The 12,375-nt window shown below is 40.9% G+C and carries 10 protein-coding genes; 3 read left to right on the forward strand and 7 right to left on the reverse strand.

Translation table 11 applies throughout. From position 1 onward, the window contains the following. Nucleotides 1–55 precede the first annotated feature (55 nt). The 3 genes from ACS3UD_RS01085 to ACS3UD_RS01095 are packed head-to-tail and all read left to right on the forward strand — an operon-like array spanning nucleotide 56 to nucleotide 3,127. Nucleotides 56–1,000, forward strand: coding sequence for a DUF3991 and toprim domain-containing protein (locus ACS3UD_RS01085; RefSeq protein WP_308138175.1), 945 nt, complete (start codon nucleotides 56–58; stop codon nucleotides 998–1,000). A 17-nt stretch (nucleotides 1,001–1,017) separates the two neighbouring features. Next, nucleotides 1,018–2,847 carry a VirD4-like conjugal transfer protein, CD1115 family gene (locus tag ACS3UD_RS01090; RefSeq protein ID WP_308138174.1) on the forward strand — a complete coding sequence of 610 codons (1,830 nt, stop codon included), beginning with the start codon at nucleotides 1,018–1,020 and terminating at the stop codon, nucleotides 2,845–2,847. A gap of 16 nt (nucleotides 2,848–2,863) precedes the next feature. Next, nucleotides 2,864–3,127: a helix-turn-helix domain-containing protein gene (locus tag ACS3UD_RS01095; protein WP_308138173.1), complete on the forward strand. Its 264-nt coding sequence runs from the start codon at nucleotides 2,864–2,866 to the stop codon at nucleotides 3,125–3,127. Nucleotides 3,128–3,380: 253 nt separating this feature from the next. Here the strand turns inward: ACS3UD_RS01095 and ACS3UD_RS01100 are convergent, their stop codons facing one another. From ACS3UD_RS01100 to ACS3UD_RS01130, 7 genes are all read right to left on the reverse strand, one after another. Further along, nucleotides 3,381–3,518: a hypothetical protein gene (locus ACS3UD_RS01100; RefSeq protein ID WP_440977711.1), complete on the reverse strand. Its 138-nt coding sequence runs from the start codon at nucleotides 3,516–3,518 to the stop codon at nucleotides 3,381–3,383. Beyond that, nucleotides 3,515–4,168, reverse strand: coding sequence for a vWA domain-containing protein (locus ACS3UD_RS01105; RefSeq protein ID WP_308138172.1), 654 nt, complete (start codon nucleotides 4,166–4,168; stop codon nucleotides 3,515–3,517). The genes ACS3UD_RS01100 and ACS3UD_RS01105 overlap by 4 nt, the downstream gene beginning before the upstream one ends. A gap of 79 nt (nucleotides 4,169–4,247) precedes the next feature. After that, nucleotides 4,248–4,703 carry a hypothetical protein gene (locus tag ACS3UD_RS01110; RefSeq protein ID WP_308138171.1) on the reverse strand — a complete coding sequence of 152 codons (456 nt, stop codon included), beginning with the start codon at nucleotides 4,701–4,703 and terminating at the stop codon, nucleotides 4,248–4,250. 4 nt (nucleotides 4,704–4,707) lie between these two features. Next, the gene (locus ACS3UD_RS01115; protein ID WP_440977712.1) at nucleotides 4,708–5,730 is read right to left on the reverse strand and encodes a macro domain-containing protein; all 1,023 of its coding nucleotides are present in this window, start codon (nucleotides 5,728–5,730) and stop codon (nucleotides 4,708–4,710) included. Between the two features lie 17 nt (nucleotides 5,731–5,747). Further along, nucleotides 5,748–7,517, reverse strand: a complete 1,770-nt coding sequence (locus ACS3UD_RS01120; protein ID WP_308138169.1) for a DUF262 domain-containing protein — start codon at nucleotides 7,515–7,517, stop codon at nucleotides 5,748–5,750. Nucleotides 7,518–7,549: 32 nt separating this feature from the next. Next, nucleotides 7,550–10,066 carry a DEAD/DEAH box helicase gene (locus ACS3UD_RS01125; protein WP_308138168.1) on the reverse strand — a complete coding sequence of 839 codons (2,517 nt, stop codon included), beginning with the start codon at nucleotides 10,064–10,066 and terminating at the stop codon, nucleotides 7,550–7,552. Further along, a complete protein-coding gene (locus tag ACS3UD_RS01130) occupies nucleotides 10,063–12,369 on the reverse strand; it encodes a site-specific DNA-methyltransferase (RefSeq protein ID WP_308138167.1) in 2,307 nt (768 codons plus the stop codon). The genes ACS3UD_RS01125 and ACS3UD_RS01130 overlap by 4 nt, the downstream gene beginning before the upstream one ends. Between the last annotated feature and the right edge of the window lie 6 nt (nucleotides 12,370–12,375).

Here is a 12,375-nt window from a genome sequence, read left to right on the forward strand (position 1 = left end):
TAATCGCCCGGTGTTTTTTCATCGCATCGGCAATCGCCACAGATAGGAGGTACCAATGGGAAACTATATTCATTTTACAGAGGATCAAAAATATCGTGCTAATAATGTTGATCTTATAGATTTTCTATACCGACAAGGTGAAAAGCTCATTGCCAGCGGCAGAGAAAAGCGGCTTGAATCAGACCGCAGCATCACTGTCCGTGGAAACCAATGGTATGATCACTCGTCAGAGAGCGGCGGCTATGCCATAGATTTCGTTAAGAACTTTTATAACCTGTCATTTCCTGATGCGGTAATTTTATTGTTAGGCGGTGAACAGGGTATAGAATATATTCCTGCGAAGAAAAAGAGGCAGTTTGAAGAGCCAAAGCCCTTCAAACTGCCTGATGCACATTCAGATATGCGCAGAGTTTACGCTTACCTTGTAAAAACGAGAAAAATAGACCGTGATGTAGTCAGCTTTTTTGCAAGAGAAAAATTGCTTTATGAATCCTGCGAAAAATCAAAAGACGGCAATAAAAAATATCACAATGCAGTGTTCGTTGGATTGGATGAAAACGGAGTACCCCGCCATGCACATAAACGAGGACTCTATACAGAGGGCATAAGCTTCAAAGGAAATGTGGATGGCTGCAATCCGGCATATAGTTTTCATTATATCGGCAGCAGTGACCGCCTCTATGTTTTTGAGGCACCTATTGATTTGCTATCTTATATCACACTGCACCCACAAGAGTGGCAAGCTCACAGCTATGTGGCTCTTTGCGGAGTGGGCAGCCAATCCATGATGAAAATGCTTGAGCTAAATCCACACCTCAAAGATGTAGCCCTCTGTCTTGACAATGATGAGGCAGGGCATAAGGCATCGGAACGGCTAAAAAATCAGCTTACGGAAAGTGGATATAGATGCTGCCTGCTTATGTCTCAAGGTAAGGACTGGAATGATGATTTAATAAACAGCCAGCAAGTACAGGACGGTTTTGAAATAAAAATGGCATAAGAAGAAAGGAGTTATCCATGCTATCACAAGTTTATATCCTCATAGCAGCGGCCGCCGTGATGTTTTCTGTCATCGGCGGTCTTTCGCTTTTAGCCCACTATTATACACTCAACGGAATCAAGTCTCGTACAGTAGGTGATGGTCAACATGGTACAGCAAGGTTTGCTACCAACAATGAAATCAAAAGCACCTACAAACACATGCCTTTTAAGCCAAGGGAATGGCGAAGGGGTATAGCACTACCCCAAGTTAATCAGCAGGGGTTAATCCTTGGAAGCATTGGTAAGAAAAATGATCTCACAGCACTGGTGGACACCGATGATGTCCATTGCCTAATGATTGGTGCATCCGGTGTGGGTAAAACTGCCTTTTTTCTTTATCCTAATCTTGAATATGCATGTGCCAGCGGTATGAGCTTTCTTACCACTGATACCAAAGGAGATCTCTATCGAAACTACGGAGCCATTGCCCGTGACTACTATGGCTATCATGTGGCTGTCATTGATTTGCGTAATCCCACCCGATCGGATGGTAACAATATGCTTCACCTTGTTAATAAATATATGGATGCATACCGAGCTGATGAAAAAAATCTTGTAGCTAAAGCTAAGGCAGAAAAATATGCAAAGATTATTGCCAAAACCATAATCAATGCCGGTAGTGAAAATTACGGGCAAAATCAGTTTTTCTATGATGCTGCCGAAGGGCTTCTTACTGCTGTAATTTTGTTAATTGCAGAATATCTTCCTCCAGCAAAAAATGGGGATGGCTCAGTCACCGATTGTCGTCACATTATAAGCGTATTCAAACTGGTACAGGACTTACTTGCTCCAAGCAAAATAAAAGGTAAAAGCCAATTCCAACTCTTAATGGATAAGCTCCCCAGTGATCATAAAGCACGATGGTTTGCAGGGGCGGCACTCAATTCAGCTGAGCAGGCCATGATGTCAGTTCTTTCCACGGTGCTCTCAAGACTAAATTCTTTTCTAGATTCCGAGATGGAGCAGATTTTGTGTTTTGATACAGCCGTAGATGCAGAGAAGTTTGTAAATGAAAAATCGGCATTATTTATTGTGCTGCCGGAAGAAGATTTAACAAAATACTTTATGGTCAGCCTGATGATTCAACAGTTATACCGTGAAATTTTAGCTGTGGCCGATGAAAATGAAGGTAAGCTGAAAAACAGAGTTGTATTTTACTGTGATGAGCTTGGTACACTTCCTGCTATTGATTCGTTGGAGTTAATTTTTTCTGCAAGCCGTTCCCGTCGCCTGACCATGGTACCAATCATTCAAAGTTTTGGCCAGCTTGAAAAAAACTATGGGAAAGAAGGCTCCGAAATTATCGTAGATAACTGCCAGGATACTATCTTCGGTGGCTTCGCTCCTAATAGCCAAACGGCAGAAGTCCTGTCCAAAGCACTTGGCAGCCGCACTGTTATGTCTGGGAGCATTAGCCGTGGCAAGAATGATCCAAGCCAGTCTCTGCAGATGATGGAACGTCCACTCATGACAGCAGATGAATTGAAATCCATACCCAAAGGTAATTTTGTTGTGATGAAAACGGGTACTCATCCGATGAAAACAAAGCTGCGTTTATTTTTAGATTGGGGTATTACCTTTGATAGTGTTTATACGGTAGCAGAACGCGCTCACCGAAAGGTTACCTATGCAGACAAACAAATACTAGGGGAAAATATAATGCGTCGTCATTCGGCATTTATCGCGGTTTATACTGAAAGCGGTGAGCTATTGGAGGAAGTGAGTGGTACCGGTACTTTGCATACCCCTGTTACCGAACCACAAACAGATACATCAAAACGCCGTACCCATGTACGGACATCTTAAAAGGAAGGAGTAGAACATGGGATATTTCGATTATTTGTATAAGGCTTCGCCCGATGAACTTCCACATCGGGCTAGAGTTGTTTATATGTACTTGAAAGACCGTTCAGGTAAGGGGCAGGACTGCTGGCCGGCAGTAAAAACCATTGCCTCTGATTTAGATTTATCACGCAGTACAATTAAGAGGGCGCTCCATGATCTTACCAAAGCCGGATTGGTAGAAAAGGAGACTCGCTATCGGGAGAATGGAAGCCACACCAGCAATAGATTAATTTTGAAATAAGATTAGATTTGTAAGAAAAAAGCACATAGTTTCCGCCAAGGGGTAACTATGTGCTTTAGCTGAACCCAGCCTCGGTTCATGGTGAACTGCCCAGAACCTCTCACTCTAAAAGATATTATTACAGAGAAAGAACAAAGTATATCTTAGATTACTTCTCTGTAATATTATTTATAAAAGTACATTGCTTGAAAATATACGCTTATTTTATTCTCTATAAGCCCAAAGCACTTTATCAATTTTTCTTGGTGTCTATTTATCTGTTTGAAATAATTGATTTAATTCTTCTGCTTTTGCACTGCTCTAGCAGGATACCGGCATCCAACCAATCCTTTTGATTATTAGAGATCCAGAGCTTAGAAATATTTGTAGATGGCATTTCATCAGGCTTCATCTTTGTCCACCACGCTTTTTTGCATCCTTTCTTATTTCATCAAAGTGCTTATCCGATATAGTTGTCTTTTCTCGAAATTCAGAGACGACATCACTCATAACAGAGTAGTTAAGGGCTGTTCCTTCGCTATCTGCAATGTAGTCCATTGCCCGATCTTCGCCTATACCAAACTGTCTGGCGGTATGAACTGCGTCTATGTTTGCTCCAAGAAAAATAAATTCCCAGTTATATTTTGATTTTTGTCTTTCAATCTGTGATTTGACTTTTTCAGCGGAATATTCACGGCTGGAATTTTCTTCGCCGTCTGTGATAATAACGAACATTACCTTTTCTGCACGGTATTCTTCAGCCGTATGTTTTTGGGCATTGCTAATTTTATGAATTGTACTGCCTATTGCATCAAGTAGTGCCGTTGAGCCGCCGACTTGGTATTCTTTTTCGGTGATGGGGCTAACGGCTCTAATATCGATGCGATCATGAAGCAGCTCGTAGTTGTTATCATAAAGCACGGTGGTAATATGGCAATCACCTTGTACATTCTTTTGCTTGGCAAGCATTGAATTATATCCGCCGATTGTATCCTTTTCAAGTCCGCTCATGGAACCACTTTTGTCCAGTATAAATACCAGTTCTGTTAATCCTTTTTTCATTGAATTGTCCTCCTTAAGTTTTATTGTGACTTAAGGATAACCTTTAAAGCAGAACCATAGGTCGTTTGAAAAGCGACAATTATCTTTGTGAGGCAAACCCTTCATACCTGGGTTCGTATTTATAGTGCATAATTCCTTCGATTAAATCAAGAGCAAAAACTCCCAAGTCCGCATCAATAATAATGTCAATTCTTCGGCAGTTAGTTTTAATCCAACCCTTCACATTGGAAGGAGTTATATTAAAACTAATCATCTTATCATCTGCAAGCAAAGATTTTGCAAGTGTTGATGGTGCGCTAAGGCTATAATGATGACTGCAGAATCTCGCATTGCTACGATGGTTAGCCTTTCCGATCTTTAAAAAATCGCTATTAAACAAAAACATATATACTGCCATTTTTCCGAAAGGCAACCGTGTAGGTTGTGTATGAGGCAAACCCCTATCAAGTATTTCATATTTTTCTCTGGGAATCGGCTTGCCAATTGCTAAGGAAACTCCCTGAATTAAAGAATCTATTTCATTTGCATAATTCATTTGCTTATCCCCCTAACAAGGGCTGGTCATATTTGAACAATACCTCGTTAATTTCAAAAATATCATATTTGCCGTTGATGATAAAATATTCTATAATCACATCAAATTTTTGACTGCGAGATAAGGCATAACCGGCCCGTTCCAGGAGATCGTCTGTTTCATCAAGGTTAAGCTCTAAGGCAACGGCCAGGGCAATGGCTGTTCGTTTGCTGGGCATGTAGCCTTTACCGGTTCTCATTTTTGAAAACAGCTTCCTATCAAGGTTGGCACGCTTATAAACCTCCACATCAGTTTTGTCCTTGGCATCAATTAAGCGTAGGAGAGTTGTCGAAAAGGGCTCATCGAGATTATCTATTAAGTCATCAATGCCTGCTGGGGCCTTAAGTACCTCCTCTGAAATTTGCGGCATTGGTGAGCCATATTCTATATGGTCAACATCAGATAAGGCTCTTCGCTCAATATCAAGCAGCTCTCGCCGTGATAGTTTATGCTTTTCAATATAGTTGTCATCAATATAGCTTGCAACTTCTCCCAGTAGCTTCTCGCTAACCATAAATGAGTCTTTATCGAATACGGCCAGATAGATATCCATGTCATGATTGCCAAGAAAATCCTTGATTGCAATAGTCGCTACCTTGAGCGCTTCACTCTTCGGATATCCATAAATGCCGCTTGAAATAAGGGGAAAAGCGATGCTTTTGCACTTATAGTCTTTGGCAAGATTAAGAGAGTTTAGATAAGCTGAGCGAAGAAGTTTCTCGCTTACCTTGGGGCTTGAAGGATCATAGACCGGTCCTGCAACATGAATAATGTAGCTTGCCGGTAAGGCAAAGCCCGGTGTAATTACAGCTTCACCTGTTTTTATAGGTGAAAGCTCATTGCATGCTTCTTGTAGTTCGTTTTTCCCAGCCGCTTTAAATATAGCTCCGCAAACACCGCCGCCCATTTTAAGTTCCGTATTTGCGGCATTAACGATTGCATCGGTTTTTATCTTTGTGATGTCCTGCCGGACGATTGTAAAAGGCATTGGTATTCACCTCGCAGTTATTGCAATTCTTTTTTTAGCTTTTCAATAATCAGAGCTTCTCGAGCTTCAAAAAATTCCGGGAAGTTTGTAAATGAAAAATCAATGTCAGAAGGAATTAAATGCCTTTTACAGTACTCTCGTTTGGCTTCTGCTGTGGGTAAATTTGTTTCAAACCACTCTTTATAATCCTTATCCTTTTTAGAAGTGTTATCAAGTCCTTCGAGAAGTTGAAGATTACCAATATAGTTAAAATTGCTAATAAAATCGGTTATATCAACAATTCCTCTTCGGCGTAATTTCCTTTCCGTAAATTCTGCTTTGGGGAATATATGATCAACATGGAACGAATTGTTCATGTCTGCCCAAGGGTAGAGAATGGACATTACAACCAAAGTATCCCCTTGTCCAAATTTTTGGAACAGCAGGTTTTCAATATCTGCATCCGTAAACTCATGGGTTCTGTTTGTACCCTTAAATCTGTCAACAATTTTCTCAAAAGGAAAGTCAGCTTTGTTATTTTTTTGAATAATTTCCCGAATAGGGCGAAGGACACCATCAGGCTGGGAGCTAAAGACACGCTTCAACATGGCACTGACAAACCATTTCTTAATTTTCCGTACATTCTCCGCATTTTTAGGGGATGCAGCAAAATTTGTGGGTAATCCCATATGTTTTATGTAATAGGCTATAGGGATAAATAAATTATTGGATGTTATATTATCTCTATTGAAGCCCAAGCGGGCAACTAAAGTGACTGCCTCCCTGAGGGCTGTTATGATGTTTTCCCACTCATGCTGAATTTTCATCATATTGGTATGATTAAAATTATCAATCTTAAAAGCGATATCCGGAAAATCGCAGAGTACTAAGCAGGCTTTAAGGATAAAATCTTTATTGACATTAAATCCTCGTCCGATGCGATTCAAGTCATCAACCGCCTGATGGATTTCTTCCCGGGCATCCAGCTGGTCCCATTGTGCTGACGCAATAGACAGCAGTAAATCAGAATAACTAAGCTGTGTTCCTCCGCTATTTACCCGTATGAAAATATTGAGTACCTTATCAAGCTCGTTGCTTTTTTCAAGATAATAGCTAATCGTACCGTCACTATGAACGGCTTTCCATAATTTACTCAATGTATCCGTTGCAAAGGTACCCTTTTCTGTGTCATATTCTTTACCTGAATCCTGTGCTGATTTTAGCAAATATGGAACAACCTTTTGCTGCAAGTAAATAACCACATCGGTTAATTCGTTGAATTTAAGTATATCGCCCACAGCAAACCAATAGTGATCTTCATCATTGGAGCATTCATCATTAGTTAAAAATGAAAAATCATAAAACCAGTCATCATCTTCAGACTTGCTAAGTAAATTCAAATACAACTTTCTAACTGGGTAGGCCTTGGGATTATCATAACGGAAATATGGTTTCTTATAAGCGTATGTTCCCATCAGCCCAACATAGAGAGATGTTAGCCGCTGTTGCCCATCTAAAATAGCTGTGATAGATTCACTACCGGTAATACTTGCTTTGGTGTTGTGACGGCAATCCCTTTCATGATAATTCCTGAGAAATTCATAAAAAACAAATTCATTGCCATTTTGTTTGCCGACTTCCCAAAACAGGAATGAGCCTATGGGATAGCCAAGCATAAGGCTATCAAATAATTGGGTAATCTGGTCTACATCCCATACAAATTCTCTTTGGATAGAAGGTAACAAATACTTTTTACTATGAATGCTGGCAATAGCTTCTTTTATTGTAAGTGCAGTTTGAAATGCCATTATTTCTCCTCCTGTTAATAATATCTGAAATATTATTCTTCCGTTATTGCTTCCTCATCAAAAATTCGATCAAGTTCAGCATTGGATGTTACACTACGAACTCTATTTCGAATGCTAAGCTTACTCATGTCTAAACGGTAGAAATGATCTCGTTTGTCCGCACCTTTTGCTTTGCGAATAAGCTGTATCCGGCCAAAATATTCACCATGTTTTTCGGCAAACTTTGCAAGACCAACGGCCTTTGGATAGTTATCCTTACGGCTGGGATCATGGGGCTCCAGAATATCAAAAACATATCCATTTGCATTAGTACGAACAACAATAAGGTCTGGGAACATGGGGGTTGTTACACCACCTACTTCGTATGGAATTTCAAGGGACCATTTTTTGCGATCAAGATTACGAAGCCATGCTACTGCACCTTTTGATTCTTTCATCTCTTCCTCAATAACACCCTTTTCCCAATCGCCCAAGCTAACTTTGAAGTCTCCGCCCTCGGAAGGGATAAAAAGATGATTTTCTAAGGCAATAGCATCTTCTCCTATAGAAAAATCTATAGACTGGGGCAGCTGCCAATCAAGTGCGATTGGAATAGTGGAGGACTGTGCAAGTTTTCTATATGTATCCTTGCGGTCTTCCTTTAAGTGGCGGAAGGCTGATTGATGGGTATCATATAACTCATTGAATAACCTACCGGCAAATGCTTCAAGCCTATCCATTGCTTCACTGTCACTGGCCAGAACAATCATTTCAGTTTTTACATCTTTGGCTTCACGAGTAGCATGACGAATCCAATACTCTTTGTGTAAGCCTTCGCCGAAGATTTTTCCCGCCCGCTCAAATAGATTATTCATATCAAAATCCGAAAGTGAGATAACTTCATTTGATTCCATAATTTTGTTTGCAACATCACTGCCATAATCGATGGTAAGGGAATAGAGGCCAAAGACTGTAGTTGCTTTGGATATGGTCTCGAATTTGCCCGATTCTCTTAAAGCAGTGATTTCTTTTTCAAATTCATCAAGCAATTTTTTTAACATAGTCTTGCGAGCCCCTGGTGCAATCATATCTTGGGTAAGGGCACGAGCAAGGGCAATCAGCCTGCGTAGAGCTGGTTGCTTTCTTGCCGAATCTATGCGATATGTTATTAAATTCATATCGCTAAACACATCTGCAAAAGCAGGATTTCTTTTTAATGTGATTAATTCCCTGTGTGAGCCTGTTTCAGCAGGGATAGATGCTTCACCATCACGCAGGGCTTGCTCCACCATCTTGACAGTTTCCTCATCGAAGAATGGCAGGTAAAGGCTGACATTATTTAATTCAGCATCGGATTCAACACGGCGGGCAAGAGGGGTACGGATCATCCGCCCCAGCAGCTGAGCAATATGAGTATAATCACTGGCGTGCCTAAATGACATCATTGTCTCGGCACGAGGGCAGTCCCATCCGGTGGAAAGGTTCATCTTAAAGAACACGACCATCGCCTTTTCGTCATGTTCAATTCGGGATGCATCCACTTTGTATATATCTACATCACCTACTTTGATGGTTTCATATTTATCAAATGTATGAATTGCCTCACCGGCACGGAGCTTGCGTCCAAGAGAATTTTCAATAACAGTGATACAATTCTCCAAATCTGTGTGGGTGATCAACCGTTCATTACCATCTTCCACCTGAACTACAAGAATAGGGCGAACAGGATTTTTAATTTCCTCATGGTCAGAGTAAGCAGCCCAACGTTCGCATTTATCTCTCCAATTAGCAACAGCTTCTTTAAACATTGTCATATCTGCATTTATTGCAATTTCAGGGAAATGTATTATAATTCTATCTTTCAATAAGCCGGATTCTCGGACATCCTCCGGGGGAACAGCAACTTTTTGGATAGTAGAAGTAGTATCGGCTACAAGTCGTTGAAAACGCTGTGGTGTTGCAGTTACACCTATAACAAGTGGCATGATAGCCATTCCATCTTCTTTGCTGCCTTTAATAAATTTTTGCATAATGGATTGCGCTCTGTTTTCCGCTTGCGGTGTAGCTGTACCTCGGTGTGCCTCGTCTATAACAATATAAAATGATTTTGGTTGGCGCTTAGCTGTATTTGCAAGTGTTTCCCAAATTGTATATTGGCGCAGGTCCGACTTCTGGGTGAGAAGCTTGTCTGTACCAAGTTTTTGTGTATTTAAAAAATAGATTCCGCCCGGTGCAAAATATTCGGAGTCATAGTTGGAATCAATTATGTGGATGTCTCTTGCGCGGAATTTATCTGATTTGCTTTCGATTTTTAAGCGTGTTTGCTCATTTAGCTCAGGCATATCTGAAAGCCAGACAAAAATAGAGTCAGGCTCAGCTATACCGTAAGCATGACCGAAAATAATATCCTCAAACAGAGCGGTCATAATAATTGTCTTTCCTGCGCCCGTGGGAGCGGTAAAAGAAATAACCTGCGGGTCTTTTTCGCTCCAAAGGGTATGTGCTTTTTGTATCTTCTCATGTAAGTCAGCAAGTGCTACTTCTTGAAAAGGAAATAAGGTTGCTCTCATAGACTATTCCTCCTACTCCCAATTACAAAATTATCAATATAGTCACGATATAACTGGTAGGTATAAGTGGCCTCGATACCATCAGACATCTCCCTAAATGCCTCCTCAGAATTCGTGACAAAATACACTGTTTCAATTTTACCGACATCAAGCAAGGCTTCAGAGAACTTGCCATAACAATCTTCATCAAGCAAAACTGCAAAGGAATTTTGCGGCAGAATCAGCATATCCGGTAATTCTATGCCATCTAATTCTGGACGCTCGCCGACAGCTCCTGCCTTTAACCACAGAAGGGGCAGTATTTCATGAAATTGCTGGCCAAGGGAAACACTGTTCTTATCCAAGAAACCAAGCTTAAAGTATTCTACATTGGCGGCAAAACCTTCACTCATTGGCCGCTTGAATGGTTCAGCTATTGTGATTGTACCGAGTAACTCAACCACTTTTGTTTTTATTTCATTAAAAATACGGTTCTCTTTTGCAACAATATAGAAATCAGTAATATGCTCTTGGTCTTCAAGGGCTTCGAGCCATTCGTCAGCTGCTTCTGGATCAAAAAGAATTGAAGCGGTGTATTTCTCCGATACTACAAAACGGCTGTCGGCTTTAACGAGGGATTGTGGCAGCTTATTCTTGCCCATAAGAGCAACAATTTGTTTTTTTGCAGCAAGCACAAGTCCCGTAGGGTTTTCTACGAATCCCAGTTGATAAAAGGAGCGGTTGGTCTCTTTATCGGTTGTCAGATTAGTAAAGTATTCCCCTGTTAAAATTGTGCCATCAGCTCGTTTGCCAAGGATGCTATATTCCGTACGAGGCCAAGTTACCGAGCGGCATATGCCACGGCTTTCCCATTCAGGGTCACCCGGCTGATGACCAGCAGCTTTCAATTCCCGTACTTCAGCCTCTGATACCTCATTGTTGGTGACAAGGATACAGCGGCGCTTGCCGTCATCCTCCGCATTAAGCAAATTAACTGCATGGAGTGTAGTACCGCTGCCTGCGAAGAAGTCGACAATCAATGCATCTTTTTTTCCTTGCACAGCAAATAACAAAGACTCTTGTACGGCATAAAGTGATTTCGGAAATGGAAATGTGAAGCCACTACCAAGTATAGTCTTCAATATTTCCGTGCCATGGGCTTCAGCGTTGAAAAGTCCATCAACCCATACCGTCTTTGGAGGCTCGCTTTCTCTTCGTAATATAACCTCAATCCTTTCGCCACGTTTCTCAATAAACATACGATCCTTAACCGATTCTACAGTACTTCTACTATATCTCCATTTTTTCTCCGTGCCATTTTTATCGATAGGCCAAACGGAATAAGTTCCGTCATCATTAAGTTCAACCTGATTAGATGGGTGCAAATCATCATCCAATAAGTCTCCGAACCCAATAACATTCGATTTGTCATCGATGAAAATTGGATAAAAGCAAGTGGCTCCTTCATAACGCCCCGATGTGCTGCCCCAGCGACGTAGATTATAGACATCACCGCCAGTGTGCGGTTTACGATAAATTACACTTTCTGCTGAGTACGAATAAATAGCATATTCATTTGTTACTGAAAACTTTTTACCCTGTGTACCGCCGGGGTTATGTTGGATGGTAACACAGTTGTGCGTTAATTCGGGGAAAACATCATTAAGAAGAACCCATAAATGGGCATATTCATTGTCATCTATGGTTGTGATTAGCACACCATCCTTTGACAGTAAACGCTTTGCAATCAATAACCGTTTTTTCATCATTGATAGCCATTTGCTATGTCTCCATGCATCTGCAGAATCAACATAGTCATTATTATATTTCCAATCCCTTGCACCAGTGTTATAGGGCGGGTCAATATATATACAATCCACTTTTCCCTCATAAAGGTATTCTAAAAGTTGAAGGGCGTGGTAGTTGTCAGCTTCAATAATCGTATGCCAAAGGTTGTCATCTGCCGCATTAAGTACTTTATCGATAGGCTCAAGGGAGGGGAAAATAGGTTCCCCAAACTGTGCCACAGATACGATTTCGCTAAGTGGGATGGCTTCAATCTCAAGGGTGATTTTATCCATGCAGGTAGCAGTTTCGCCATCTATTTCCTTTACTATGTATATATTATTCATTTTGCCTGTTTTCCGGGCAACAAATGAACCTCGTTTAATGGGTACGCTATAAAGTGGAGTGCATTCAGGAACATGCTCCTCGAAAACTAAGCCGAATTTTTTATTCTTACTTAACCGATTTACTTCCTGTGCAAGCCGCTCACGGAGCACCGGATCGGTGATTTGCTGTAGTAAGTTTTTAATAACCGCCATATAATC

It is taken from the genome of Sedimentibacter sp. LTW-03, assembly GCF_052059825.1.
Taxonomy (GTDB): domain Bacteria; phylum Bacillota; class Clostridia; order Tissierellales; family Sedimentibacteraceae; genus Sedimentibacter.

What these genes read in the sequence shown, in the direction of transcription:
- ACS3UD_RS01120 (WP_308138169.1), bottom strand. Translation starts at nt 7,517, where the DNA reads ATGGCATTTCAAACTGCACTTACAATAAAAGAAGCTATTGCCAGCATT.
- ACS3UD_RS01125 (WP_308138168.1), bottom strand. Translation starts at nt 10,066, where the DNA reads ATGAGAGCAACCTTATTTCCTTTTCAAGAAGTAGCACTTGCTGACTTA.
- ACS3UD_RS01090 (WP_308138174.1), top strand. Translation starts at nt 1,018, where the DNA reads ATGCTATCACAAGTTTATATCCTCATAGCAGCGGCCGCCGTGATGTTT.
- ACS3UD_RS01115 (WP_440977712.1), bottom strand. Translation starts at nt 5,730, where the DNA reads ATGCCTTTTACAATCGTCCGGCAGGACATCACAAAGATAAAAACCGAT.
- ACS3UD_RS01110 (WP_308138171.1), bottom strand. Translation starts at nt 4,703, where the DNA reads ATGAATTATGCAAATGAAATAGATTCTTTAATTCAGGGAGTTTCCTTA.
- ACS3UD_RS01100 (WP_440977711.1), bottom strand. Translation starts at nt 3,518, where the DNA reads ATGAAGCCTGATGAAATGCCATCTACAAATATTTCTAAGCTCTGGATC.
- ACS3UD_RS01105 (WP_308138172.1), bottom strand. Translation starts at nt 4,168, where the DNA reads ATGAAAAAAGGATTAACAGAACTGGTATTTATACTGGACAAAAGTGGT.
- ACS3UD_RS01095 (WP_308138173.1), top strand. Translation starts at nt 2,864, where the DNA reads ATGGGATATTTCGATTATTTGTATAAGGCTTCGCCCGATGAACTTCCA.
- ACS3UD_RS01130 (WP_308138167.1), bottom strand. Translation starts at nt 12,369, where the DNA reads ATGGCGGTTATTAAAAACTTACTACAGCAAATCACCGATCCGGTGCTC.
- ACS3UD_RS01085 (WP_308138175.1), top strand. Translation starts at nt 56, where the DNA reads ATGGGAAACTATATTCATTTTACAGAGGATCAAAAATATCGTGCTAAT.